The 26,209-nt window shown below is 69.3% G+C and carries 21 protein-coding genes; 6 read left to right on the forward strand and 15 right to left on the reverse strand.

Features of this window, described 5'->3' with window-relative positions:
* Nucleotides 1-96: 96 nt before the first annotated feature.
* Nucleotides 97-876, forward strand: coding sequence for a RibD family protein (locus ACFV9C_RS13645; RefSeq protein WP_380193444.1), 780 nt, complete (start codon nucleotides 97-99; stop codon nucleotides 874-876).
* Here the strand turns inward: ACFV9C_RS13645 and ACFV9C_RS13650 are convergent.
* Entirely contained in the window at nucleotides 837-2,792 is a 1,956-nt protein-coding gene (locus ACFV9C_RS13650; protein ID WP_380193445.1) for a beta-galactosidase, read from the reverse strand. The two genes, ACFV9C_RS13645 and ACFV9C_RS13650, sit on opposite strands and share 40 nt — an antisense overlap.
* A complete protein-coding gene (locus tag ACFV9C_RS13655; RefSeq protein ID WP_380193446.1) occupies nucleotides 2,789-3,640 on the reverse strand; it encodes an AraC family transcriptional regulator in 852 nt (283 codons plus the stop codon). Before ACFV9C_RS13655 ends, ACFV9C_RS13650 begins: the two co-directional genes overlap by 4 nt.
* 85 nt (nucleotides 3,641-3,725) lie before the next feature.
* Here ACFV9C_RS13655 and ACFV9C_RS13660 point away from each other — a divergent pair, with 85 nt between their 5' ends.
* Complete coding sequence (locus ACFV9C_RS13660; protein ID WP_380193447.1) at nucleotides 3,726-4,541, forward strand: phytanoyl-CoA dioxygenase family protein; 816 nt, start codon at nucleotides 3,726-3,728, stop codon at nucleotides 4,539-4,541.
* 3 nt (nucleotides 4,542-4,544) lie between these two features.
* Here ACFV9C_RS13660 and ACFV9C_RS13665 read toward each other — a convergent pair whose 3' ends face one another.
* Together ACFV9C_RS13665 and ACFV9C_RS13670 are read right to left on the reverse strand one after the other, a co-directional pair.
* Entirely contained in the window at nucleotides 4,545-6,083 is a 1,539-nt protein-coding gene (locus ACFV9C_RS13665; RefSeq protein ID WP_380193448.1) for a CehA/McbA family metallohydrolase, read from the reverse strand.
* A gap of 67 nt (nucleotides 6,084-6,150) precedes the next feature.
* Complete coding sequence (locus ACFV9C_RS13670) at nucleotides 6,151-6,594, reverse strand: hypothetical protein (RefSeq protein ID WP_380193450.1); 444 nt, start codon at nucleotides 6,592-6,594, stop codon at nucleotides 6,151-6,153.
* A gap of 34 nt (nucleotides 6,595-6,628) precedes the next feature.
* On the opposite strand from ACFV9C_RS13670, the gene ACFV9C_RS13675 reads away from it, so the two are divergent.
* On the forward strand, nucleotides 6,629-8,383 hold the full coding sequence (locus ACFV9C_RS13675; protein ID WP_380193452.1) for a hypothetical protein: 1,755 nt from the start codon (nucleotides 6,629-6,631) through the stop codon (nucleotides 8,381-8,383).
* 3 nt (nucleotides 8,384-8,386) lie between these two features.
* Here the strand turns inward: ACFV9C_RS13675 and ACFV9C_RS13680 are convergent, their stop codons facing one another.
* On the reverse strand, nucleotides 8,387-10,477 hold the full coding sequence (locus ACFV9C_RS13680) for a hypothetical protein (protein ID WP_380193454.1): 2,091 nt from the start codon (nucleotides 10,475-10,477) through the stop codon (nucleotides 8,387-8,389).
* A 62-nt stretch (nucleotides 10,478-10,539) separates the two neighbouring features.
* Nucleotides 10,540-13,974 carry an indolepyruvate ferredoxin oxidoreductase family protein gene (locus ACFV9C_RS13685; RefSeq protein ID WP_380193455.1) on the reverse strand — a complete coding sequence of 1,145 codons (3,435 nt, stop codon included), beginning with the start codon at nucleotides 13,972-13,974 and terminating at the stop codon, nucleotides 10,540-10,542.
* 156 nt (nucleotides 13,975-14,130) lie between these two features.
* Here ACFV9C_RS13685 and ACFV9C_RS13690 point away from each other — a divergent pair, with 156 nt between their 5' ends.
* Nucleotides 14,131-14,580, forward strand: a complete 450-nt coding sequence (locus ACFV9C_RS13690) for an Lrp/AsnC family transcriptional regulator (protein ID WP_380193457.1) — start codon at nucleotides 14,131-14,133, stop codon at nucleotides 14,578-14,580.
* Between the two features lie 28 nt (nucleotides 14,581-14,608).
* Here ACFV9C_RS13690 and aqpZ read toward each other — a convergent pair whose 3' ends face one another.
* The 8 genes from aqpZ to ACFV9C_RS13730 form a co-directional block, all read right to left on the reverse strand.
* Nucleotides 14,609-15,370: an aquaporin Z gene (gene aqpZ, locus ACFV9C_RS13695; protein ID WP_380193459.1), complete on the reverse strand. Its 762-nt coding sequence runs from the start codon at nucleotides 15,368-15,370 to the stop codon at nucleotides 14,609-14,611.
* Between the two features lie 64 nt (nucleotides 15,371-15,434).
* Entirely contained in the window at nucleotides 15,435-16,889 is a 1,455-nt protein-coding gene (locus ACFV9C_RS13700; protein ID WP_380193461.1) for an LCP family protein, read from the reverse strand.
* Nucleotides 16,890-16,922: 33 nt separating this feature from the next.
* Nucleotides 16,923-18,515, reverse strand: coding sequence for a DUF4091 domain-containing protein (locus ACFV9C_RS13705; RefSeq protein WP_380193463.1), 1,593 nt, complete (start codon nucleotides 18,513-18,515; stop codon nucleotides 16,923-16,925).
* A 158-nt stretch (nucleotides 18,516-18,673) separates the two neighbouring features.
* Nucleotides 18,674-19,402, reverse strand: coding sequence for a polysaccharide deacetylase family protein (locus ACFV9C_RS13710; protein WP_380193465.1), 729 nt, complete (start codon nucleotides 19,400-19,402; stop codon nucleotides 18,674-18,676).
* Nucleotides 19,402-20,238: a glycosyltransferase family 2 protein gene (locus ACFV9C_RS13715; RefSeq protein WP_380193467.1), complete on the reverse strand. Its 837-nt coding sequence runs from the start codon at nucleotides 20,236-20,238 to the stop codon at nucleotides 19,402-19,404. Before ACFV9C_RS13715 ends, ACFV9C_RS13710 begins: the two co-directional genes overlap by 1 nt.
* 82 nt (nucleotides 20,239-20,320) lie before the next feature.
* Nucleotides 20,321-21,334 carry a hypothetical protein gene (locus ACFV9C_RS13720; RefSeq protein WP_380193468.1) on the reverse strand — a complete coding sequence of 338 codons (1,014 nt, stop codon included), beginning with the start codon at nucleotides 21,332-21,334 and terminating at the stop codon, nucleotides 20,321-20,323.
* A gap of 67 nt (nucleotides 21,335-21,401) precedes the next feature.
* Nucleotides 21,402-21,986, reverse strand: coding sequence for a MerR family DNA-binding transcriptional regulator (locus ACFV9C_RS13725; protein WP_380193469.1), 585 nt, complete (start codon nucleotides 21,984-21,986; stop codon nucleotides 21,402-21,404).
* Nucleotides 21,987-22,028: 42 nt separating this feature from the next.
* Nucleotides 22,029-23,336: a serine hydrolase domain-containing protein gene (locus ACFV9C_RS13730; RefSeq protein WP_380193471.1), complete on the reverse strand. Its 1,308-nt coding sequence runs from the start codon at nucleotides 23,334-23,336 to the stop codon at nucleotides 22,029-22,031.
* Between ACFV9C_RS13730 and ACFV9C_RS13735 the strand changes: the two genes are divergently transcribed.
* The gene (locus ACFV9C_RS13735) at nucleotides 23,335-23,469 is read left to right on the forward strand and encodes a hypothetical protein (RefSeq protein ID WP_380193473.1); all 135 of its coding nucleotides are present in this window, start codon (nucleotides 23,335-23,337) and stop codon (nucleotides 23,467-23,469) included. The two genes, ACFV9C_RS13730 and ACFV9C_RS13735, sit on opposite strands and share 2 nt — an antisense overlap.
* A gap of 166 nt (nucleotides 23,470-23,635) precedes the next feature.
* Complete coding sequence (gene ligA, locus ACFV9C_RS13740) at nucleotides 23,636-25,633, forward strand: NAD-dependent DNA ligase LigA (protein WP_380193475.1); 1,998 nt, start codon at nucleotides 23,636-23,638, stop codon at nucleotides 25,631-25,633.
* Between the two features lie 176 nt (nucleotides 25,634-25,809).
* Here the strand turns inward: ligA and ACFV9C_RS13745 are convergent, their stop codons facing one another.
* The gene (locus tag ACFV9C_RS13745) at nucleotides 25,810-26,115 is read right to left on the reverse strand and encodes a hypothetical protein (RefSeq protein WP_380193476.1); all 306 of its coding nucleotides are present in this window, start codon (nucleotides 26,113-26,115) and stop codon (nucleotides 25,810-25,812) included.
* Nucleotides 26,116-26,209: the final 94 nt, after the last annotated feature.

Genomic DNA, 26,209 nt, shown 5'->3' on the forward strand with positions numbered 1-26,209 from the left:
TCCGGATTGCGCTACACCTCAAAGGCTCCCATCGATTCCATCAGAACTGTCGGTGGGTGCTGGTACAGCTTGGGGCCCACGATCTGGGAGGCGACGATGAGTGAGCGGCCGCGTGTGGTGGTCAGTGCCGGGGCGAGTGCCGACGGGAAGGTGGCGCTGGCTCGGGACGCGTTGCTGATGCGGCCGCCGAGTTCGGAGTTGTGGGCAGCGCTGACTCCGAAGGCGTCCGATGCGGTCGACGTCATCGAAGTGCTCCGGGCGCAGTACGGCTGCAACGCGTTCCTCGAAGGGAGCGGCAGCCTGGTCGCGGAGAACGAGACGCCGGCCGCGCTTCCGGCGTACGACGGCGACGCCGACGGGCTGTACGAGCATTTCCTGCCGGCGGACATCGTCGGGCAGGAGTCGCCGCCGCACATGTGGTTCACGGTCGTCGACGGCCGCGGGCGGGTCCGGTGGACGGAGAAGCACGAGAACTGGGACGCCCTCGTGCTGGTGTCGCGGGCGACGCCCACCGACTATCTCGCCTACCTCCGCCGCGAACGCATCTGCTACCTCGTCACCGGCGACGACCACGTCGACCTGCCCGCGGCCATCACCGCCATGGGCACCGAGCTCGGCATCACCTGCGTCCTCTCCACGGCCGGTGGCGGCCTGAACGGCGCCCTCCTGCGCGCGGACCTGATCGACGAGCTCTACGTCACGGTCCTACCCGCCCTGATCGGCGGCCTCGGCACCCCGTCGGTCATGGACGGCCCACCTCTCGCGGTCGGCGAGCCCGCTACCCAACTGGAGCTGCTCTCAGCACACACAGACACAACAGGAACCGTCCGCCTCCACTACGCCGTCGCGGGGAGGCGGATCACCTTGACGTCATAGGGCTGCAAGCGGATCTCACCGCCGCACTCGGTGCCGGTGAGCAGGTCGACGCCGGCCGGGGCCGTGTGGTCCACCGGGACCGCTTGGTGGTTGAGGACGACGTGGTAGCGGTACTCGCCGCCGCGCCGTTCGACGACCTCGACCATCGGTGCCGCGGCGTGGCCGTGGACGCCTGCCCGGCGGCAGACCTCATCGAGGACACGTACGGCAAGTGGGTCCGACAGGGTTGCGCCGACGTACGTCGCGATCCCGGCGCCGTACGTATTCGCTGTCACCACGGGCGTTCCGGCCCACGGCCCGTCCGTGTAGCGGGACAGCACCGTCGCGGTCTCGGGGACGATGATGTCCTGCCAGAGCACGGCGTACCCGTCGTCGACAGGTACTTCGACACCGGCCGGGAGCGGGTTCGCCTCCTCCACGCGCAGCCCGAGCACCTCACGGAGCGGGCCGGGTGCTCCCCCGGCATGCACGGCGGCCGTGGTGTCGATCGTGCCGGTGGCGTACGACGCCAGCAGGTGGCCGCCGTCGGCGACGTACTGCACCAGCGAAGGGTTCTCGTCGAGGGCGAAGGCGGCCGGCAGCAGCACCAGGCGGTACGCCGACAGGTCGTCGGTCGGGCGGACGAGGTCGACGGCGATGTTCCGATGCCAGAGCTGCCGGTAGTACCGCAGCACCTGGTCGCCGTACGTGACGTGTTCCGACCTGCGCGGCGACTCGTCGAGGGTCGTCCAGGACGTCCAGTCCCACACGATCGCGACATCCGCGGACACCGTCGTACCGGCCAGCTCGGCGAGCTTGCCCAGCTCGTGCCCGAGGGCGCTGACCTCGCGGAAGATCCGGCTGTCCGGTCCGCTGTGCGGGACCATCGCCGAGTGGAACCGCTCGGCGCCGCGCCGCGAGGCGCGCCACTGGAAGAACATCACCGCGTCCGCGCCCCGCGCTACGGCCTGCATGGACGCCACCCGCAGCTGGCCCGGGTCGCGTGCCGAGTTCACCGAGCGCCAGCCGACCGCGGACGTCGCGGACTCCAGCAACAGCCACGGCTGCCCGCCGCGCAGAGACCGCATCCGGTCGTACTCCAGGCCGACGTCGATCGACCCGGTCGGGCTGTGCGGATCCGGATAGGCGTCCAGGGCAACGACATCCTCCGCGGCCGCCCAGGTCCAGTGGTCGACCGTCTTGTGCATGGTCATGAAGTTCGTCGTCACCGGGACCCCCGGGGTACGCCGGCGGATCGCGTCCCGCTCGTTCACGAAACACGCGAGCGTCGCGTCGGACACGAACCGGCGCCAATCGAGCAGCCGCGCCGGGTTGAGCAACGTGATCGACGGCCGCGGCGGCTCCACCTCCGCCCACTCGGCGTACGTCTGCCCCCAGACCGCGGTCCCCCAGGTCTCGTTCAGCGCCTCGATCGTCCCGTACCGTTCCCGCAGCCACGCGCGGAAATCGGCAGCCGAGACGTCGCAGTAGCACTCGGCGTTGTACTCGTTGTTGATGTGCCACAGCGCCAGCGCCGGATGATCGGCGTACCGCTCGGCCAGCGCGTCCGCGATCGCCGCGCTCCGCTGCCGGTAGCGCGGTGACGACGGGCAGAAGTGCGCGCGGGATCCGAACGTACGCCGCTGCCCGTTGCGGTCGACCGACAACGTCTCAGGATACCGCCGCGCCATCCACGCGGGCGGTGCCGCCGTCGGCGTCGCGAGGCAGACCTTGATCCCGCCCTCGTGCAGCAGCTCGAGCACCCGGTCGAGCCAGCCGAACTCGTACTCCCCCTCGACCGGTTCGAGCCTCGCCCAGGAGAAGACGCCGACCGTGACCATCGTGACGCCGGCCGCCCGCATCAGCGCGACGTCCTCGATCCACGTCGCCTCGTCCCACTGCTCCGGGTTGTAGTCACCGCCGAACTGAATACTCATCGGGCGGAGAGCGTAGCCGCCGGGTGCGCCGCGCGGTACTCGGTGGGTCGCATCGACTTGAGTTCGCGGAAGCGGCGGTTGAAGTTGGCGAGGTTCCGGAAGCCGCTGCGGGTCGCTACGTCGGTGATCGGGAGCGAGGTGGTCGTGAGCAGCCGGCTGGCGGTCTCGACGCGCAACTGGTTGACGTAGTCCGTGAGGGTGCATCCGAGGGCGCGGCGGAAGAAGCGGCTGAACGACGTCGGCGTGAGGTGCACGAGCGCCGCGATCTCCTCCAGTTGCACCGGCTCCGTGTGCGTCTCCTGCAGGTGCCGGCACACGACATCGACCCGGTCACGTACGACGATGCTCGGCGCGGCGGCGTACCCGGCGCCCGTGACGGGTGTGGACGCGGCCGTCGCCAGGCGGGCCAGGACGTCGAGCAGCCGCACGGTCTGGTCGGCCGGTCCGAGCTGAGGCAGCGCGGCGATGGCGGCCGACAGCTCCGGCGGGACGGCGCCGAAGGACAGCCCCCGCGACGATCCGCCCAGCAACCGCCGGATCGCGCCGAACTGCGGGAGGTCGAAGAAGCCCGGCCCGAGGAAGTCGTGCCGGAACTGCGTGACCGCGGCCTCGGACCGCTGCGCCGACGCGTACGTGTGCGGCAGCTCGGGACCCAGCAGGACGAGGTCACCCGGTAGATACCGCTCGACAGTGGTACCCACATATCTCGTGCCGGATCCGGCCGTGATCAGCGTCAGCTCGTACTCGCTGTGGAAGTGCCACGCGAAGTCGAACGAGTCTTCACAGCGCAAGAAGCTGAGGAACGTCGAGCCGTCCGCGACCCCGGGTCGCTCGTAGCGCGGCTTCATCGGCCCATCGTAGAAGGACAACCCAGTACCAGAACAGGCCATCAGCGACGTAGCGCCGACGACGCCGGATTGGAATCGTTGGAGTATGACGACCGAGCTGGACACGCCGTACGACACGCTGCCCCCGACCGCCACCGCCGACTTCACCCGCGACGGGTTCGTTCACCTCTCCGGTGTCCTGAGCCCCGAGACCATCGCCGAGTACGAGCCCACCATCACCAGCGAGGTGATCCGGCTGAACACGCAGCACCTGCCGCTGGCCGAACGCGACACCTACGGCAAGGCGTTCCTCCAGGTGATGAACCTGTGGCGGCAGCACGAGAAGGTCAAGGAGCTGGTCTTCTCGCGCCGCCTCGCCGGCATCGCCGCACAGCTCCTCGGCGTGCACTCGGTACGCCTCTACCACGACCAGGCGCTCTACAAGGAGCCGAGCGGCGGCATCACGCCCTGGCACGCCGACCAGTACTACTGGCCGCTGTCCAGCGACCGCTGCGTGACGATCTGGCTGCCGCTGCAGGAGACGCCGCTCGAAATGGGGCCGCTCGCGTTCGCCCGCGGCAGCCACAACTTCGCGTTCGGCCGGGACCTCGGGATCTCCGACGAGTCCGAGGAGCGGCTCGCGCAGGCCGTGGCCGAGCAGAAGTTCGAAGACGTCGTCGAGCCGTTCGCCCTCGGCGACGCCAGCTTCCACCGCGGCTGGACCTTCCACCACGCCGGCCCGAACCGCGGCTCGGTCCCGCGCCGGGTGATGACCGTCATCTACCTGGACGCCGACGTACGCATCACCGAGCCGACCAACGAGTTCCAGCGCAACGACATCGCCAGCTGGATGCCCGGCGCACAGATCGGTCAGGTCCCGCAGACTCCCCTGAACCCCGTCCTGTACGCCGGGCCCGCGTGAGCGTCAGCCGCGCCCGAGGAAGATCGGGTTGGTGAGCGCAGCCATCGAACCGAAGGTCAGGCCCGGGTCCATCGAGGTGTGACCCGGCGTACCGTCGGCGAGCGGATGCCGGACCTCGGCGCGGACGAACGCGGCGCTGAGCGGCGTGGTCAGCCAGGTGACCGTACCGGCGCCTGTGCTGTCCAGGCTGCTCTGCAGCATCTGCCCCTCGTCGGTCAGGATCCGCACGGTGCCGTTCGGTACGCCACCGACCTTGGCCGTCACGGTGATCTGCTCGGTCGGCTGCGCCGCCAGCCGCTCGCCGATCCCCGCCTTCCGGCCGTACGCCGAGGTCGCGGTGAACTCGAGAGATACCTTCGAGGACTCGGCGATCCACGACCGGCCGGCCTTCAGACCGGCGAGGACCGCGTCCTTGGACAGGTCGTCGGCGAGGACGACGTTTTGCGGCAGGCCGATGACGTTGCCCGGGTTGTGGGCGTCGCTGTTACCCATCGCGGGCAGCCACGGCTTCTTCTCCCGGACCGCGGCGGCGAGCAGGTTCGCCCAGGTCGAGACGGCCGCGTCGTCGTCCCATCCCCACGGGCCGGTCCACACCTCGGTCGCGTCGAGCCCCTCGAACCCGAACTTCCACTCGCTCGCGATCCACGGGCAGTACAGGTGCGCCGACACGCACAGCCCGCCGGCCTTGTGGACCTGCTGCTGGATCTTGTCGAACACGCCGTCGCGCGACCGGAACCGCCAGTCCACCCACTGTCCCGGCTTCGTACCGAGGGCCAGCCAGTGGCCGTTGCGCGTGGTGACCTCCTCGCCCGTGACGATCAGCAGGTCGTCACCGGCGAGCGGACCCCACGAGCCGTGCGAGGCGCTGGTGTTGTGGTCGGTCGACACCATGAAGTCCAGGCCGGCCGCGCGCGCACCAGCGGCCACGTCCGCGGGCTGGTTGCGTCCATCGGAGTACACGGTGTGCAGGTGGCAGTCGCCGCGGTACCAGTCGCGGCCGCGGCCCTTCGCCCGGTTCGGCGGGTACGCCGGGACGTACGCCGCGCCGGGGTCGCCGTACGTCAGCGTGACCTCGACGTGGTAGTCGAGGCCCTGCGGCGCCACCTGGTACGGGCCGAGCACGATGTGCCAGGTCCCCGGCATCACGTCGCCGGGCAGGTACCCCGGGGTGGCCTCGGTACGACTGATGCTGAACGCGGTCCGGAAGCCACCGGACCAGCCGCGGAAGCCGGACCCGTTGAAGTCGAAGCCCCGCGCGTCGAAGATCCCGATGTCGCAGGAGTTCCCCGGCGTACCGGACGGGACGGTCGGCTTGGAATAGCTGTAGCTCACCGAGATCTGCTGCACCCCTCGCGGGACGTTGACCGGCAGGTACACGAAGTCCGTCGGCCCTGGTGCGATATGTCCCTCCACCACCTGGGTGTTCGTCGTGCCGGTCGCCGCAGCCGCGAAGCTGATCGGCGCCAAGGCGACGATCGTCCCCGCACCGGCTGCGGTCAACAGACCTCTCCTGGTGATGGCGGTAATTGCGGCATCAGTCATGCCGGAAACCAAACACCCCACAGCGACTTCCAGGCAACGGCAACATGACCGCAGCCCGAACGGGCTCTCAGAGGCCGTTCAGGTATTCCTGAACAGCCTTCTTGAGATCAGCGACCGCCCGCTGGTAGTCGAGCCTCGCCTCTAGAAACACGTCGCGGGTACGCGACGTCCTCGTGGTGAGTGCGACCAGCCGCACGCCGGCGGCCAGCACAGCTGCCAGCTCCGCGGCAGCGAGCGCCGGCGCCGCGAACTCGACCGACGCCCGCTCGAACCGCAACTGCGCGAGAGCCGCGTCCGGTGTGGGTTCTCCTGGTACGTCGCCGGTCGCATCGTCGAGTGCGTCCGCTGCCCGGAAGAGAGCGGTGAACACCGTCCTGCACTCGCTCCGCCGACGCTCGGTCCTAGCCGCAGAGTCCAGCCGGTCGGCACGGCGATCGGCCCGCCATTGGGTGAGCAGGATGCCCGCCAGGCCGATGAACGCCACCAGCAGAGTTACCCAGGTCGGAGTCATGGCGGCAAACTACCGGTCCGAACGGTGACGTGGCGTGCGGCGGCCCGATGACTACGATGGCGTACACCCACTGTCCGAGGAGATCCCGGTGCCGATCGAAGGCAGACTGCCCGCCGTTGTCGATCCGGACGCGGCCGATCGGTTGACCATGGCAACGGAACGCACGGTCCTCGTCGTCGTACACACGATCACCGCCTGGAACAGGTTTCAGGATGTTCTCCCGGTCTTCGACTCGGATCGCCGGATCCAGCTGGTCTTCACGTTTCCTGACGCGGCGGTGATCTCACCCGACCTCAAGCAGTACCTGGCCGCCGCCGGAGCTGTCGTCGTTCCGTGGGAGCAGGCGTTGCGCACCAGGTTCGACCTTGCGCTGTCGGCTCACCACAGCGGACCTTTGCAACGCATCCAGGCACCACTCGCCGTGCTCTCTCATGGTATGGGGTATACTAAATACTCGACCGGGAGCCGGGAGCCGGGAGCCGGGAGCCGGGAGCCGGGAGCCGGGAGCCGGGACACCTACGGGCTGTCTGCGCCGTGGTTGGTGCGTGATGGTGAGCTGATCGCGAAGGCGATCGTGTTGTCGCACACCGAGCAACTCGACCGCTTGCGGTCAGCCGTACCTGAGGCTGCGACGGCGGCGATCGTTGCCGGCGACCCCTGTTTCGATCGGCTTCTCGCCAGCACGCACAACCGCGTCCGGTATCGGGAAGCACTCGGAATCGACGACGACCGGACGCTCGTCACGATCAGCTCCACCTGGGGGCCGCGCTCGCTCTTCGGCAGCCGCCCCGACCTCGTTGCCAGTCTCACTGCCGAGCTCGACCTCGACAGCTACACCCTGGCGCTCGTCCTGCACCCGAACATTTGGTACGCCCACGGCGCCGCCCAGATCAAGCTCTGGCTCGGCGACTGCCTACGCAGCGGCCTACGGCTGATCCCACCGGACCGCGGCTGGCAACAGACCATCTTGGCTTCAGACGTCCTCATCGGCGACAACGGTGCCGTCAGCGGGTACGCCGCAGCAGTCGGCGTACCCACCGTACTCGGGGCATTCGAGTACCAGGACGTCGTACCGACATCCGCCATCGACGCCCTCGGCCGTACGGCGCGCAGGATCGACCGGCGTCGTCCGTTCCCAGAGCAACTCGCCGTCCATGTCACCGATGCACGCCAGCAGTCACCGGTCCGTACCCTCGTGTCATCCGAGCCAGGCATGGCGTCGGCCAGACTCCGGATCGCCTTCTACCGGATGATGGCGCTCGAACCGCCGACGTCTCCCGCGCCGACGCCGCCGTACTCCCCCGCAGACCTCAGCCCCATCGGGACCGCCGCGACCACCTGGTGGGCATCCGTCACCGGTTCGACCGAAAACAGCTATCACGTACGGCGTTGGCCGTCGGAACCCGAGGCACGCCGCGATCAGGAACCCAACCGCGTACGACGCCACCTCCTGGCGGCCACCGACGAGCCCCGCCCGGATCTCTCCGGCCTCGCGGCAATTCAGGTGGCCGATGAAGTACTGACGAGCGCCCAACTGCGGGAGGTTTTCGATCGCCACCCGGCCTGCTCGATGATCGCCGTCCCCGGACCGGTCTGCCGGGTCGTCCGCCGCGACGGAGCCGAACTGCTCCTGCGGACCGACACCGGTGACCCACTGCCGGCTGTGTCCGTGCTGTACGCAGAACTTTCGCGCGGCATGTCCTGGTTGGACTTGCCGACGACCTTCGACGTACGACTCGGGCACCGCATGCTGCACGCGGAGATCGTCCGTCACTCGTCGGCCAGGTGACATTCAGTCCCGAGCGAGCCTCGCCTTCATCGCCGCGGCACGCTCGTCGCCGAGCTCGGCGAACAGACCCTGGGCCGCGGTGAACTCCGCCCGGGCGCGCTCGTCCTCGCCGAGCGCGGTCAGTGCGTCGCCGAGATCGGCGCGTGCCGCAGCCTCAGCGCGAGGTGTCCGATCGGCCGCGAACAGTGCGACGGCCTCGTCGAACCGCGCAACGGAGACGCTGGGATCGGCGCTGAGCAGTTCAGCCTGACCCAGCAACTGCAGGCATTTGGCGCGATTGTCGAGCTCCGGATGGTCCGGCCCGAAGTAGTCGAGCGCTACAACCGCGTGCGTCCCGGCAATGTGCGCAGCCTCAGACACGGCCGTCGCAGGCAGTCCCGCGCGCTGACACGCGAACGCCTTCGCCACGGCTGCTCGCGATTCCTGCATCGCAAGCAAGGCGAGCATCCGATCGGTCTGACCGACCGGCAGCGCCGCCCCCGCTCCGGAGACGACCTGCCGGGAGAGACCGAAGTACCGCATGGCAGCGGCGAGGTGGTCGTCGCCGGCCGTGAGCGACCCGGCGGCGACGCGCCAAGCTACCCTCGCTCTTGCCAGCTCGGTCTTGCCGAGCCATTCGTAGCCGCTCTGCAGACCAGGAAGATGACTGATCCGGTTCGCGAACTCCAGTGAATTCCGGAAGTCTGCCTCGGCTGCGTCGAGATCGCCTTTCGCCAGCCATCCGGCGCCTCGCTGGGATCGAAGCTGCATGACGGCGCCAAGATCACCGGCCAACTCCGCGGCTTCCAGGCCGGCGTTGTGCGTTTTGATGCAGTCGTCGATGTGGCCCCGGATCCGCAGATAGCTGAAAACACCGACACAAAGCTTCCACGCCAGGTCGTTGAAGCCGTACCGCGTTGCCGCGATGACGCCTGCACACACCGAACGCCACTCGGCATCGAACCAGCTGAAGGCCACCGATCGCGACTCCAGCGCGCCGGTCGGCGTCAACGGCCAGACTCGCCATCGCTCGACCAGAGCCTCCTCACGCGGACCGACCGCCTCGAGCGCCCACTCCAGCACCGTGCGGACGACGCTCGCGCAACCTGCCGATCCCTCGGTTGCCAACGCTCGCTCCTTCGCGTCCTCCCGAAGAATCGTGTGGAACTCGAAACGGTCACGTTCCCGATCGTGGTGCAAGACCTTGCGATCGGCGAGCTCACGCAGCTGACGATCGGTCGCGTCCTCAGACAGCCCAAGCGCGGCAGCAGCGGCGGAGATGCCGAAATCAGGCCCCGGAATCAGGGCGAGCAGCCGATATGCCTGCTGCTGCGCGCGGGTGAGACCGAACTGGTATACCCTGTCCAGCGTTGCGGCGATGTGCCCGGAGTCGTCCAGGCCGACCACCGAGATCCGGGACGCGCGTACGTCCGAGACGATCTTCCGGGCGACCTCCGGCTGGCCTCGGAGCTGAGCTGCGAGCACTCGCAGCAGAAGCGGATGGCCGTCGCACAGTTCCAGCAGTTGCCCCATCGTCGCCGAGTCGATCTCGTCGTGCTCGGTCAGCAGGAGTTCACGCATCAATTGCGCGCCGAACGGCTTCGGGAGCTTCCCCAGCTCGATCGCTTCGAAGTTCAGCCGGCGAAGTTCGCGCATGTCGTGATCGACTGTCACGATGACACCGGCTGTCGGCGAGGACGGCAGCAGCGGCTCGACCTGCTCGACCGTCACGACGTTCTTGAGCACCAGCAGGAACTTGTGTCGTGCGCTCAGCAGACCGTATTGGTGCCGACGTTCGTCGTCGGAGTCGGGCAGCTCGCTCGCCGGAACGCTGAGCCCGCGAAGCGCCTGACCGAGCATCTCTCCCGGTGCGACCAGGGTGCCGTCTGCCCGCCGGGCCTCGACCTCTACCCAGGCCTCGCCGAACGCCTCCTTGTATTCGTGGAAGAACTCGGCGGCCAGACTGCGGCGGCCGTATCCGTCGAGCGCATGCACGTAGAAGCGAAACGCTGTCCCGCGCTGCAGGCTGATCGTCAGTTGCCGCACCAGCGCCTCACGCTGATCCGCACGGTCCACATGCGGCGGGTTGAGCAGCGGCCAAGGTGTCTCGAGCATCTGGCGATCTCCTATTGGAACCCAACGGTGGCGTTGAGTAATCATAGGCGAGCGCTTGGGTTCTAGATGTGCGGCAGTGTCACGCCGAGGTCCTCGAGGGCGGCGGTGTAGTGGTCGATGGTGCGGAGCTTGACCGACTCGTAGCCGCGGATCAGGTCCGGGAGCTCGGCCAGCTGGACGGCTCGGTCGTACGACGTCGGGTCGAGGGTCGCGGCGAGGTCGACGACCAGGCTGCGGTAGTGGTCGCGGAGAGCGCGTTCGAGTTTCCGGACGTGGGCGTACCCGAAAAGGTCGGCGCGGGTGCCGCGGAGCGGTTTCAGGTGGGCAAGGATCCGCAACGCGCCGTGCGTGCGTGGGCCGAAGGAGATCTTCTTGGTCCGGCCGAGCGCCCGCAGGATCGGCGGGTGCAGCTTGAAGGAAACCGGGCCGTCCGTCGTCGCCAGGAACTCGGGGTCGGTGAGCAGCCGGGCGACCTCGTACTCGTCCTTGTACGCCATCAGTTTGAACAGGTTCCGCGCGACGGCCTCGCTGAACCGCGTCTCCGCGGTCACGGCCTGCTCGGCGTCCGCGACCCGCGCGACGACGTCGACGTACGCGTCGGCCAGCTTGACGTTCTGGTACGCGACCAGGTCGGTGGCGCGCTGGGTGACGAGCCGCAGCACTTCGCCTTCGAGACCGGAGGTTGCGACCGAGGCGGGAACCTCGCGGACCGGGGCCGGCGTCTCCGGTGCGCGGAAGGCGGCCGGATTCGTGACCGCCGTCCGGCCCCAGCGGAACGCGGCGATGTTGGCCGCGACCGCGGTGCCGTTGATCTCGATCGCCTCCTCGATCGCGGCAGCCGGCAGGCGCAGGGCACCGGTCTGGTACGCCGCGCCGACGAGCAGGAAGTTCGCCGCGAGCGTGTTGCCGAACAGTCGCTCAGCGGCCTCGAGCGCGTCGAACGCGAACAGCTCGGCGGTGCCGGTGCGCACCCGCTCCAGCAGGCCGGCCTCCTCAGGATGCCGGACGGCCGGGTCGTACACCATCGCTCCGGTCGCCGTCCGGCTGGTCGAGACCACGGTCCGGGTCAACGCACTGTTGCCGTAGGCAAGGTTCCGGTCCTCGGCGAGGGTGAGCAGGTCGAAGCCGAGGAAGCAGTCCGCGGAACCGGGCGTGAGCCGGTTCGCGGGTTCCAGTTCACCCTCGGCGAACCGCAGGTGGCCGGTGACCGGTCCCGCCTTCTGGCTCAGGCCCGTCTGGTCGAGCGATTCGACGGAGTACCCGGCCCGCAGCGCGGCGGTCGCCAGTACCTGGTTGACCGTGACGATCCCGGTGCCGCCGATGCCGGTCATGAACACGTTCTGGGTGCCGGTCACCCGCTCCTCGGCGCTGCTCGGGACGACCGGCGGCGGCTCCGGGAACGCCGTACGTTTGCGGCTCGACGCCGTCTCCACGGTGACGAACGACGGGCAGTCGCCGTCGAGGCAGCTGTAGTCGGTGTTGCAGGAGGTCTGGTCGATGCGGGTCTTCCGCCCGTACTCGGTCTCGACCGGCTGCACCGACAGGCAGTTGCTCTTCACGCCGCAGTCGCCGCAGCCCTCGCAGACGGCCTCGTTGATGACGACGCGCTGGGTACGGGCGGGCAGGTTGCCGCGCTTGCGCTGCCGGCGCGCGTCCGCGGCGCAGTGCTGGTCGTAGATCAGTACGGTGACGCCGGGCGTCTCCCGGAGCATGCGCTGCGCCTCGTCGAGCCGGTCGCGGTCCCACAGCAGCGTGCCGGGCGCGAGGTCGCGGCGGCGATGCCGGCTCGGGTCCTCGGCGCAGACGACGATCTTCTCGACGCCCTCGGTGCGCAGCTTGTGCGTCAACTGCGGCACGGTCAGCGCGCCCTCGGCGTCCTGGGCGCCGGTCATCGCGACGACCTCGTTGTACAGCAGCTTGTACGTGATGTTCACCCCGGCGGCGATACATGCCTGTACGGCGAGCTGGCCGGAGTGGAAGAACGTACCGTCACCGACGTTCTGGAAGATGTGTCCCGCGTCGGTGAACCACGCCTGCCCGATCCACTGCGCGCCCTCACCGCCCATCTGGGTGACGCCGGTGACCGCGCTGTCCTCGCGGTCGGAGATCGTCACCATCGCGTGGCAGCCGATCCCGCCGCCGCCCATCGAGCCCTCCGGCAGCGCGGTCGACCGGTTGTGCGGGCAGCCGCTGCAGAAGTACGCCGACCGGCCGGTCGACAGCAGCGGGAGCTGCGTCCGCTGCGGCGCCGGCGGGGTGATCGCGACCAGGTCCTGCAGGAGTTGGCGGAGCGGACCGAGCAGACGGCCCGACGTCAGCTCGCCGTCGGCGGGGATCAGCATCCGCCCGGCCGCGTCCCGCTTTCCGACGATCTGCGGCGCGTTCGGCGTACCGTAGAGGATCTCGCGGAGCTGGGTCTCGACGAACGCGGTCTTGTCCTCGACCACGACGATCCGCTCGAGACCTTCGGCGAACGAGCGAATGGTGCCTGTGGCAACGGGGCTCATCAGGCCGAGCCGCAGGACCCGGATCCCTGCCTGCGCGAGTGCCTCGTCGGTGACTCCGAGGTCGGTCATTGCCTGCCGCATCGAGTCGTAACAGCTGCCCGAGGCGACGAATCCGACCCGCGCGGTCTTCGGGGCGACGTCGAGTACGTCCAGTTCGTTCGCGACGGCGTACGCCCGGACGAGCTCGGTCCTCGGCCCGACCAGGTCCGCCTCGGCACGGACGATCGCGTCCGGGCGGATGATCATCGGGCGCTGCTGATAGCTGTACGGCGCGCCGTCCCACTCGATCGCGGGCGCGACCGGGCGTACGTCGGCCGCGGCGGCGTCGACGACCCAGGCCCCGTCGGCGACGTCCGCGACGATCTTCAGCGCGACGACGCAGCCGGTCGACCGGGACAGCTCGATCGCGTGCAGGCCGAGCGTCACGATCTCCGCGGCGTTCCGCGGGAACAGCACCGGGATGCCGAGCGCGGCCAGCGAGCGCTCGCTGACCGCCGGTACGGTCGACGACTTCGAGGCCGGGTCGTCGCCGACCAGGAGTACGGCGCCGCCGCGCGGGTTCACGCCGTACATGTTGGCGTGCCGCAGCGCGTCGGTGGCGCGGTCGACGCCGGGGCCCTTGCCGTACCAGAAGCCGGTGACGCCGTCGTGGGTGGCGGTGCCCAGCGGCAACTCGATCTGGCTCCCCCACACCGAGGTGGCGGCGAGTTCCTCGTTCAGGCCGGGCACGAACCGGATGTCGTTCGCCTCCAGGACGTCCGGCATCCCGCCGAGCAGCTTGTCGAGGCCGCCGAGCGGGCTGCCCTGGTAGCCGGAGACGAACGACGCGGTCCGCAGCCCACGACGCCGGTCCAATGCGCGGTGCTCGACGAGCAGCCGGGCGATCGCCTGCACCCCGGTCAGCAGCGTCGGCGGGCCCGCCGTCCGGAAACGGTCGCCAAGGTTGTAAGGCGCCGAGGTGGCGACCGGGCGATCGAGCAACTCGGTCATGCGTACTCCCAGCATCGGCGACGGTTGCCCCGAGCGTGAGGCTTGGTGGGCCGGGTCACAACACCGGTCCTCCAGTTTGGCGACAATTCGCAATCGGTACGCCGATCCGCCGGGCGCGTGCGCAACATACGCGCTGTGCGGCGTACATTTTGTTGCGTGACCGACCAGGCGACCCTCGACCGTACCGACCGCGTGATCCTCGACCTGCTCCGGGAGAACGCCCGCCGGCCGCTGCGCGAGATCGCGGCCGCGGTCGGACTCACGGTCGCGCCGGTGCAGCGCCGGATCGCGCGGCTGGAGAAGCTCGGCGTGATCGAGCGCTACACGGTGAAGATCAACCACGGCCGGATCGCCACCGGCATCGAGGCGATGACCGAGCTGCACTTCGCCGACGACCTGGACCTCGCGCAGATCATGGAGTTCGTCGCGCAGATCCCCGAGGTCGAGGAAGTGCTCACGCTGGCCGGCGACCCGGACGCGCTCGTGCGGATCCGGGTCGAGGGCGTCGACGACCTGCGCCGGGTGGTCAGCAAGCTCCGCTCCGGCGAGGGGATCTCGGGGACGAAGACGCTGGTCGTCCTCGAGCAGTGGACCAGGCTCGGCTGACGGCGTACCGCCCGCCGAGCCCCGCGTCCTACGGGTTGTTCGCGACGCCCAGGTCCACCTCTTCGTCCGCGCGGGCGCCGGTGATCGCGGCGTAGCTCACGCCCGCGATCGCGGCCCCGACGATCGGCGCGACGATGAACAACCAGACCTGCCCGAGCGCGGCTCCGCCCGCGAACCACGCGACGCCGAGCGAGCGGGCCGGGTTCACCGACGTGTTCGTGACCGGGATGCCGACCAGGTGGATCAGCGTGAGGCTCAGCCCGATCGCGATCGGCGCGAACCCCTTGGGGGCGCGGTCGTCCGTCGCGCCGAGGATGACGTACAGGAAGAAGGCGGTCAGCACGATCTCCACGACCGCGCAGGCCAGCAGCGAGTACCCGCCGGGCGACCGGTCGCCGTACCCGTTGCTGGCGAAGCCGGTGTCGACCGCGCTGAACCCTTGCTTGCCGTTGGCAATGACCAGCAGGATCGCGCCAGCCACCGTGCCGGCGACGACCTGGGTGACGATGTACGTCGGCACCCACTTCCACTCGATCCGCTTGGCGACGGCCAGCCCGATCGTGACCGCCGGATTGAAGTGCCCGCCGGAGACGTGACCGACGGCGAACGCCATCGTCAGCACCGTCAGGCCGAACGCCAGCGCGACACCGAGATACCCGATGCCGACCGGCACCTTGTCGGGGGTGAGCACGACGCCGGCCAGCACCGCCGCACCGCAGCCGGCGAACACCAGCCAGAACGTTCCGAGAAACTCCGCACCTATCCGAGCAGCAGGACTGGGTGATTCCACGACTGCCTCCTTGTAGTGAACGTACTGTTACAGTACGACACAGGACCGTGACAGTGTGTGCATTTCAGCTCGGATGGTAGGCACAGAGTTGCGCGAGGCTCTCGGTCGGAGCCGCAGTGGCAGCGTGCCGGGTGATGGCTGCGTGATGGACCGGATGTAGTGCTTGTTGCACCAGTTCGCGGATCGCGGGGTAGTTCGGGTCGCGGCCGGTCGGGAAGTTCTTGGCGCCGTCGAGGTCGACGTTCGTGATCGCAGCGTGCTTCATCTTCACGGCCAGCCGGACGAGCGCGGGCAGCAGTTCCTGCGGGATGTCGGTGCGCAGCAGTTGCTTGCCGGCGGCAGCGATCTGCTGGTACCTCGACACCACCGTTGCCGGGTTCGCGCTGTGCACCAGGGTTTGGATCGTGCACCGCTGCCGCGCCTGCCGGGACGGATCGTCCAGCCCGTACCGGCCGCGGGCGAACCACATCGCGTGGTATCCGTCGAGCTTCTGGTTCGGACCCGGCTCCAGGTATCCGGTCGGCTTGCGCGGACCGCGCGTACCGGGACCGATGCCGTAGTCGCCGCCGATCGGCACCGGGTAGTTGATGTTCACCGTGACCCCGCCGAGCGCGTCGATCATCTTCTCGAAGCCCTGGACGCTGAGCTGGACGTAGTAGTCGATCGGCAGCCCCACCGCCGCACCGACCGACTCCTTCAGGACGTCGGCACCCTCGTTGTCGGTCGGCCCGAGGATGCCGGGATGCGCCTTCGGGACGTTGTCGTACATCGCGTCCAGGTAGTACTCCGGCTGCTCGACGTCGCCGAGCGCCGGATCCCAGAACCCGTCCGGATACGCCTTGTGCAGCGGGGAGTTCGCCGGGAACGGCATCCGCATCCAGTTCCGGCTGAGCGAGATCAGATGCGTCGCGCCGGTACGGGTGTCGATGCTCGCGACCATCACGCTGTCGGTGCGGATGCCGGTCCGGTTCGCGCCGCCGTCACCGCCGAGCAGCAGGATGTTCAGCTCCGGGCGGTTCGCCCACGGGTCGCGTACGTTCACGTCCGGCCGGGTCGCGCTCCGCGAGTCCAGTCCGGGCAGGAAGACGCTGCCGATCAGGTCCCGCTGCGACAGTACGGCCGTCACCGCCGCGGTCGTCGGCAGCGCGATCGCGAAACTCAGTACGCCGACCAGCAACGCCCCGGCCAGCCGCGGCACCCATTTCATCGTGAGCGGCCGAACCAGTTCGTGCGACGCGACCACGACCCACACCCAGGCGAGTCCCACGGCGACCAGCGCGGCCGCGACGATCAGCAGCTTGTGCGGCGACACCACCAACGCGAGCACCGCGGGCGGCCGGGCGATCGCGACGTACGCCGCGGCCCCGACCAGCGCCAGGCTCACCGCCAGCACGAACGCACCCAGCTTGCGCCGTCCCCCGACGATCAGTCCGACGCCGGGCAGGATCGCCCCGATCACCGTCAGTGCGAGCACGACCGCGGTGGAACGCGTACGACGCCGGTCAGCGAAGTCCCTCACACCTGAAGGACTCCACTGCCGTCGCGCCGGTTGTCACCCCTCGGAGGTCAGCGCCGCCACCATCCGGCGGCGTGCCTCGTAGTAATGCAGCGGGTCCAGAACGGGGCGGTCGAAACGGAGCGTGCGGTCGGGGTCGACGATCTCGGTCGCCGCCGCGGTGCCCTTGGCCGCACGGATGGCCTGGAGGGCGCGGTGGTCCCACATGGCCTGGGCGAAGACGCGGTGCCGGAGCGACGGCCACGGCGTACCGTCCGGGCCGGGGTAGACCGTGAACGGATCGCCGGACGGGAAGGCGCCGCCGGCGGACGTGTCGGCGAACGGGTCGATGCGGCGGATCGAGTGCTGCGTGTACCAGAAGTTGAAACCCCAGTGCAGGAAGCCGTCCACGCCGGACGCGAACAGCTGGTGGCCGATCGCCCGGTTGCGGGCCGACGGCATACCGATGAAGCGGTTCGCGACGTCGCGGTCCTGGCTGACGCAGTAGTAGACCCACAGCTTCTCGGGGCGCTCGGCGAGGAACGGCTCGACGTGGTTCGTCGCGACGACGGGGAGGGCGACCGCGCCGGAGGTGTAGAACGAGTGCTCGCTGAGCGCGTCGACGACGGTCCAGCCCTTCAGCAGATCGGCGACGACGGCCTTCGCGTCGAGGTAGCTCGCCAGCCCGTCCTCCCCCGACGGCTCGTCGGAGATGTGGAAGACGACGTACTCCCGGTCCCACTCCTCGTCGAGCACCGCCTGCAGTGCGGGCAGCAGGGCTTGCATCAGGTCGCGGTACGTCGGGTCGGTGGCGGGGACGTCCCAGCCGAAGGCGCGTTCGCCGTTCACCACGATGCCAGGCGTGGCCTTGGCGCCCCACTGGGTGAACAGGTGCGCGACCTCGACGCCGGTGATCCCGGTACTGCGGCACAGCTCGAGCCAGCGCCGCAGCCGGTCGAAGCCGAACACGTACCCGTCGGCCGTCGTGGTGATGTCGATCAGCTGTACGACGGTCCGGTACGAGCCGACCGCGGTGTCGAGCGGCGGCGTCCAGACCGGTGCGAGCAGAGACGTCGCGCCCATCTCCGCCGCGGACGCCATGAACCGTTCGACAACCGCCCAGTGGTCCTCGCTGAACACCTCGACGCCGTAGTGGTCCGCGAGCGCGTCAAGGTGCATCCAGTGGCTCGACACGATGTCCAGCGGGGGCAGCTCGATCCCGGTGAGCTCGACGCTGACCGGCACGCGATGCAGCTCGGAGCCGTCAGGCGCATTCAGCACGACCGTGAGCTCATGGACGCCGGCTCGCGCCGGGTCGCTCGTCGTCACGTCGAACCACAGCGCGCTCCAACTCCCGAACCGCACCCGTGCCTCGCCGTCCGCGACCGGCCGCAGCACGTCGGGATAGAGCCCGGGTTCGTCGAACTCGTACCCGTCGTCATGCCCCGGCAGCGCTACGAACGTGCACGGCACGAGATCCACGGCCGACACCGCCACCAGATCCGCCGCCGCACCCTCGACCCGCACACTCAGCGGCGAAGGATCCCGGAACTCCGGATCGAGCGGCGGCCGATACGCCAGCTGGAACGACGCCGGCTCCCCCAGAAAAGCCTGGAACTTCGCCTCTCCGGCCGGCCGGGGATCCCGCACCGGATGAACCTTCACGAGCGCGTCGCAAAGCACGAACTCCCATGTCGCGGTCACAGCAGACCAGTCCTCCAGGGCTAGGGTGCGTAATCCTGCCCCCAATCATGCAGATCTGCGCAACATCGCACAACAACTGGTCCGGCCGGTGGTCCTCCTCGAAGTCACTCCGCAGTGCGACTGTAGGCCGGTACGCCGAGAAGTTGGTCCGCGGTGGTGAACGTGTAGCCCTTCGCGCGGAGTCCGTCGACGACGAGTTTGACCGACTCGACCGTCGCTGCACGGGGACCGCCCTTGCCGTCGCGGCCGTCGTGGAAGATCAGCATCGAGCCGGGGCGGGTGACGCGGACGGCGAGACGGGCGATGCGCTCGGGGCTCGGCTGGGCGACCTCGAGCGGGTGGCAGAACTCGCCGGACACCAACTGCAGGCCGTGTTTGCGGGCCAGGCCGTGCAGTGCGGGGATGCGCAGCAGCCACGGCGGGCGGTACAGGGCTGGGCGGATGCCCACCTCGGCGAACGCGTCGAGGCCGCGCTCCAACTCGTCGGCGAGCGTCTCACGACGGAGGTACTGCGTGAAGTCGTGCGTGTAGCCGTGCAACCCGATCACGTGACCCGCGTCCGCCAGCCGCGTGGTCACCTCCGGGTGTCGCTGTACGGCGCGGCCCACCTGGAAGAACGTCGCCGTGATGCCTTCGCCGTCGAGGTAGTCCGCGAGCTGCGACGTGTACGGCTCGTTCGGCCCGTCGTCGAACGTCAGCGCCACCGTCCGCCCGCCACCCCGGCCGCGGTACGGGAACGGCCCGAACAGCTGCGAGTACGGCGACATCATCAGCCAGTACGCCGTACCGACGCCGGCTGCCACACCAGCCAAGGTTTTCGTTGCCCGACGCATCAGCCGTCCATCAGCCGGTCCGTGAGTACGGTCGCCGCCGCGGCCGCGAGCAGCCAGCCGATCGCGAGCACCCGGGTCCGGTACCGCCGCGGCGCCGGCCACCTCTTGTCGGTCCGGAAGCACGGCGCGGTGCCGATCACGGTCCGCCCGGCCAACCGGTTCAGCGTGACGGCGAGCGCGTAGTAGTAGAGGAACGACACGACCACGTTGTACGTCAGGCCCTGCGCGAGCCGGCGCGCGGACGTCAGCGTCGGGTTGCCGCGGTCGAACGCGACCTTGCCGCGGGACCGCAGTTGCCGGAGCAGCCCGAGCTCGTCGGCGCCCTGCGTGCCGGTCAGGTCGTACCCGGACCAGGCGTCCTTGCGGAACGCGATGTTCGTCGCGGTCACGTACCCGACCCGCCCGGTCACCCGGTACGTCAGGTACACCGACTCGAAGAGGATCCGCGCGTACACCTTCCCCCACCACGGCCCCTCGGGGTACCGGCACGGACCGGCGACCGCGACCCGCCCGGGACCCTGCCGGAACGTCCGGTCGATCCCGGCGAGCCAGCCGGCCCCGAACACGGTGTCCGCATCCGTCGACACCACGATCTCGCCGTTCGCCGACAACGTCCCACGATGCCGCGCTGCGCACACGCCGGGCGTCTTCTCACGCACGACGATCGCCCCGCAGCTCCGGGCGATCTCGGCGGTCCGGTCGGTGCAGTTGTTGTCGACGACAATCACTTCGTACTCACCGGCGAACTCCTGCCGGGCAAGTGATCGCAGACACTCCGCTATCAGCCGTTCCTCGTTGAAGGCCGGAATGACCACACTGAACCTGGGCCCACCCATGCAATCTGCCTCTCTCGGTGCGGTCGCTGAGCAGGACGACTGTCATCCTGTCGAGCAACCGCTGAGAGAACGCTGAGAGTCGTCAGTAGGTCGTGTAGTAGATGAGTTCGCCCGACTCCCCCGGCGCCGCGCCCTCGCTGGGGACGAACAGCGTGACCACGATCGCGGGCCGGCCGTCCGGTGCTTTCAGGTTGGTGATCGTGGGATTCGCGAACGCCGTACTGCCGCCGTCGGTGGTGATCGCGGTGCGGTCGGCGTTCCCGGTCTGGTAGTCGTACACGAACGTCCGCCAGGACCCGAAGTCGCCCTTCGTGTACTGCCCCTCGATCAGCCCGAACTTGTAGCCGCCGTACGTCGTGTTGTCGCGGTCGCCGATGTTGCCGCCGACGCCCCAGTAGAGCAGCGCGTTGTCGAAGTTCGGCTGGGCGCTCGTGGACCAGGAGCTGAAGTTGGTGAGCGTGCCGCGCTGCTGGCGGTCGCGGTCGCAGTTCCACCAGTAGTGGCCGCCGATGTCGATCGTCGAGTGGTCGATGTCCGGCGAGAGCGTGACGCTGTAGATGTTCGGCGTACCTTCGGCGCAGGACGAGAGTCGGCGCGGGGCGTCGTACGAACGACTGACCGTCCCGGCGAGGAGGTCCGCGCGATTGGCGAAGTACCGGAAGGCGAGGTGGTTGTTGCCGCCGCCGGGTTGTTCCTGCTCCCAGGCGAGCACGAACCCGCCGTTCGACGCCTGGATGATGGTCGGTTGCGAGGCGGGGCCGGTGTTGCTGCCCGCCAGCTCCCGCACCCAGTGCCAGTTGAGCAGGTCGGTGGAGGTCGCCAGGTTCACCCGGAAGTGCCCGTCGGCGGCAAGGTGGTGCGAGACCGCCAGGTATCCACCGGTGGAGTCCTGGATGATCTTCACCGTGTCCATCACATGACCGGCGTCGTCCTTGACGGCGTACCGCTTCCCGGTCGCGCCGGCGACGTTCTCCACGATCCCGCGCAACGCGGCCCGCGCCGGATCCGACGCGGCACTCGTCGACGCCACGGCCGGCCCGGTCACCCCGGCCAGCAGCACACACGACACCATGGCAACACGAAGAACTTTCAGCATGGGCGGCTTCCTCCGTGATGGACTTGTCAATCCACGACGTTACGGCAGATCCGCGCGGCGCAGCGGGTCAGGCGGCGTGGTCGAGCTCGAGCTGGAGTTCCACGATCCAGTGGTCCTGGTCGCCGTCGGCCTCCAGGAACAGCTGCCGCCAGCAGCCCCGGTCGCGATCACCGGCCCAGTCGCGCAGGACGTCGTACGGCAGGTCCGTCATCAGGCCCTGGTGGATCGTCGAGGCCACCGTCACCGCCGGGAGCCGCCGCGTCTCCAGCCCCGGCACCGAGTCCGCCGGTACGACGTACCCCGCGGTGATCTCGACCGTTGCCTCGTCGACGGATTCGATGCGAGCGATCGGAGCGGTACGGTCGGCGCCGGCCATGCGTGCGATCACCCGGTCGAACAGGGCTTCCAGGTCCACGCTGTCGCGCGGCGCGGTCGTGGTGAGGCCAGCGACGATCACCGCGTCGAGGTGCTTGAGCTGTACGTTCATCCGATTCTCCTTGTCGAGGTGCAACCGCGCGAGCTGGTCGGCGCCGTACCCGCGGCGGCCGTTCGGCTCGGTGCGGGCCGGGGTGAGCAGGCCGATCCGGTCGTAGTGCCGGAGCATCCGCGCGGACACGCCGCCGAGGCGGGCGAACTCTCCGATCTCCATCATGACGTGGACACTGCCACCTGACACCGTGTCAACTGCAAGGGTCTATGCAACGTCAGGTCGGGTCATCAGCGGCGATCGCACGTGCAACTCGAGGCTGGGGCCGGTCAGGGGCAGGGTGCTCCAGGTCGCCGTCGCTGTTCCCGCGTCGGCGTCGACGGCCAGCCGAACGCGGTGCGGGGTCGTGATGACGTAGAGGTCGGCGACGTACGTGTTGCCCTGCCACGCACCGGTCGCGACGATCGGCCGGCCGAGCGGGGCGCTCTCCCGCCAGTCACCGTGACCGACCTCGACCTCGAAGAGCGACTCGAATCGCACCAGCCATCCGCCCTCGGTGGGATCAACGACGACCGTCGTTCCGTCTGGCAAAGCAGACCCCTCGGCGGCAGCATCGATCCTCGCGCTGACGGCACGACCCGGCGCGGCTGAACCCGGCACCGGCCGCAGCGACAGCCGTTCCAGCCGAGAGGCGAGCATCGCGTCGTCCTCCGCACTTCCGGTGTGCCCCACGCCCGGCAGCAGGCACTCCCAGATCGCGTCGAACACGTCCTGGGAATCCCCTTCGGCGGTCACGGCGACGACGAGGTCGTGGGACGGGACCACCACACACTGCTGCGCATACGAGCCGTGACCGTGGTACCCGTTCCGCGACATCCAGAACTGGTACCCGTAGCCGTACGAGAAGTCCGTCTGGTTCGTTCCGTCCAGGATCCACTCACTGTCGATCTGCCGGCTGGTCGCCAGCTCCACCCAGCCGCGAGGGACGAGTTGCTGGTCGCCCCACCTGCCTCCGCACCGCAGCAGTTCGCCGAAAGCGGCGACGGCCTCGGTCGTCAGGTGCAGTCCGTGGAACCCGAAGGCGGCACCACTGGCCACTCGGTCCCACTCGGCGTGGTCGATGCCCATCGGCCTGAACAGGCGCGCGTCGAGGAACTCCGGAAGGCCGCGGCCCGTGACCCGCTCCACCATCCGGGCCAGGATGTAGGTGGTGGAGTTGTCGTAGACGTGCCGGGTTCCTTCGACCGCGGCGAACGGCAGGCTCAGGAAGCCCTTGACCAAGTCGCCGGGTTCCCGCTCCCACGCCTCGGCGAGGCTGTCGGTGGCGTGGCCGGCCGTCATGGACAGCAGCTGGTGCACGGTGATGCGGCAACCCTGCTCCGAAACGCCGGCCGGGACACGGTCGGGCAGCACATCCACCACGCGATCGTCCAGCGAGAGCAGCCCGTCGCCGATCGCGAGGCCGACGGCGATCGCCGTGAACGACTTGGTCAGCGAATAGAGGAGGTGCGGGCGATCGGCCGAGTACGGCGCCCACCAGCCTTCGGCCACGACGCGGCCGCGGTGCACGATCATGAGCGAGTGGCTCTCACCCGATCGCGCCTCGAGCCTGTCCACCATCGCGGAGATCGCCCGCGACGAGATCCCCGCCGCAGCAGGCGCCGAACGAGGGAGCAGACTGCGCTGGGACGCCATCCCCGCTTTCTAGCACATCCACACGAGCCCGGATCGTCGTACGCCGCAGACACCCGGTTGCCACCGGCAACCTCACCCACCCAGCTGCCGAGCCCGTCCCGTGTACCGCGTTCCGGTGTTCGGGGTCGGGCGGCGTTACGGGCAACGGATTGTCGGTTGGGGCGGGTAGGGTCCTGGGGGTGGATGTTGGGGAGCGGATTCAGGAGCTGGCGGCGCGGATCGTCGGGTGGCGCGATGCGTACTATCGCGGCGCGCCGGTGGTGGCGGACGCGGAGTACGACGCGGTCGAGGACGAGCTGCGGGGGCTGATCGAGGGCCATCCGGAGCTGACGCCGGAGCCGAATCCGCTGGACCAGGTGGGCGCGCCGACGGTGCTGCATGCGCCGGTGCGGCACTCGCGGCCGATGTTGTCGCTGGAGAAGGCGACGAAGCCGGAGCAGGTGGAGGCGTTCTTCGCGCGGTTCCCGGGGCAGTCGGTGGTGGTGATGCCGAAGCTGGACGGGCTGTCGCTCGCGCTCGTGTACGAGAACGGGCAGCTCGCCCGCGCGGTCACCCGGGGCGACGGGACCACCGGCGACGACGTGACGCCGCTGGTGCGCGCGCTCGCGGACGGCGTCCCGGACCGGCTCGACGTACCGGACCGGATCGAGGTGCGCGGCGAGGCGGTGATGCTGCGCTCGACCTTCGCCGCGTACAACGCCGCCCACCCGGACAAGCCGCTGATCAACCCGCGGAACGCCGCCGCCGGAACGCTCCGGGCGAAGGACGCGGCCACGGTCGCCGAGCGGCGGCTGCAGTTCCTCGCGTTCGACCTGCTGACCGAGCGGGAGAGCACCGACGCCGACCTCGAGCGGGCCTTACAGACGATGGGCTTCACGGTCGCGGACATGCGGCACTGCGCGGACGCGACCGCGGCGCAAACAGCGATCACCGCGATCGAGCAGCAGCGCAACGAGCTGGACTACGACCTCGACGGCGCCGTACTGCGGCTCGCCGACCGGGACGCGTTCGCCGCCGCCGGCACCCGGTCCAGCTCGCCCCGCGGCGCGCTGGCGTACAAGTTCGCCGCCGAGGAGAAGACCACGCTGCTGCTCGACGTGGTCTGGGACGTCGGCAAGATCGGCAAGGTCGCCCCGGTCGCCTGGCTCGAGCCGGTCTTCGTCGGCGGTACGACGGTGACCCGCGCGACGCTCGCGAACCAGGAGGTGATCCGCGCCCGCGACATCAAGATCGGCGACACGGTCCTGGTCCGTCGCGCCGGTGACGTGATCCCGTTCGTGGCCGGCGTACTCGACGCCTCGAAACGCACCGGCGAGGAGCGCGACATCGAGCCGCCGGCCAGCTGCCCGTCCTGCGAGCAGCCGCTGATCGAGCAGGGCAACAGCCGCGAGCTGTTCTGCACCAACGTCTCCTGCCCGGCCCAGACGGTCCGGCGCCTGATCCACTGGGCGTCCCGCGCGGCCGCGGACATCGACGCGATCGGCGGGGTCTGGATCGAGCGGCTGTCGGACGCCGGCATCCTCGAGCACCCGTCGGACTTCTACCAGCTGACCGCCGAGCGGCTGCTCGAGTTCGACCGGATCGGCGAGGTCTCGGCGGCCCGGATGATCGAGTCGATCGACGGCAGCCGTCAGGTCGGCCTGCGCCGCGCACTGATCGGCCTCGCGATCCCGATGGCCTCGGAGGGTACGGCGGCGCGCCTGTGCCGCGCCGGGTTCGGTTCCCTGGAGGAGGTCGTGGACGCGGGCGTCGACGGGCTGGTCGCGGTCGAGGACATCGGCCCGAAGGTCGCCGCCTCGCTGATCGAGCACCTGACCCGGCTGCGCCCCGAGCTCGAACGGCTGCGTGCCGCCGGCGTCTCCCTCGACGTACGGGAGGAAGACCTGCCACCCGTGGTCGCCGCCGGCGCACCGCTGGCCGGCAAGACCGTCGTCGTCACCGGCGCGATCAGCGACCCACGCTCCGGCGAGAAGGTCGCCCGCCCCGCCTTCCAGCGCCTGTGCGAGAAGGCCGGGGCCACCATCGCCTCGTCCGTCTCGGCCAGCACCGACTTCCTGATCACCGGCGCGGACGTCGGCGCCGCCAAACTCACCAAGGCAGACAAGCTCGGCGTCACCGTCGTCGACCAGTCCGAAATCTGGCAACAACTCCAAGAGGCCGACCTACTCCCCCGCTGAGCGACGCCGGGGACTGTCCGTCCCCGGCGCCGTCGTACCTCAGCAGGTGATGAACGCCCCCTGGATCCACACGTCGTTGCGGATGCCCGTCACCAGCACGGCAGCACCGCCCAACGCGGCCACCGCGAGTGTCCGGAAGATCTTCGTACGCATATGTTCACCCCTCCTGGTCGTGGTCAGCTGCTGCAGTAGTCGCCGTAGATCCAGACGCCCTTACGACCGCCCCACAGATCGCCGTACAGCCAGCGGCCGTCGTACCTGTAGGTGTAGAAGCCTTGTCCCCTGTTCACCTGGCCGTACGAGGAGTACTGGGTGCCCGGGCCGGACCGGTAGTTGACGTTGTCCTGCGTGATGAAGCAGTTCGTGCCGATGTCGTCGGTCGCCGCCGACGCGGTCGTCGCGGTCGCACCGGTGATCGCCATCGCGAGCGCACCGGACGCCACCGCCAGGCGCCGGCCGCTCTGGTTCAGTCGGATTCTCATCTGTTCCCTTCCGCTGGTGGATGGTTCACCAGGACAGATGCGTTCACTGTTCGCAAAGGTTCGCCTACGCAGCGGATTCGAGCAGGGTCGAATG

It is taken from the genome of Kribbella sp. NPDC059898, assembly GCF_042730855.1.
Taxonomy (GTDB): Bacteria; Actinomycetota; Actinomycetes; order Propionibacteriales; family Kribbellaceae; genus Kribbella.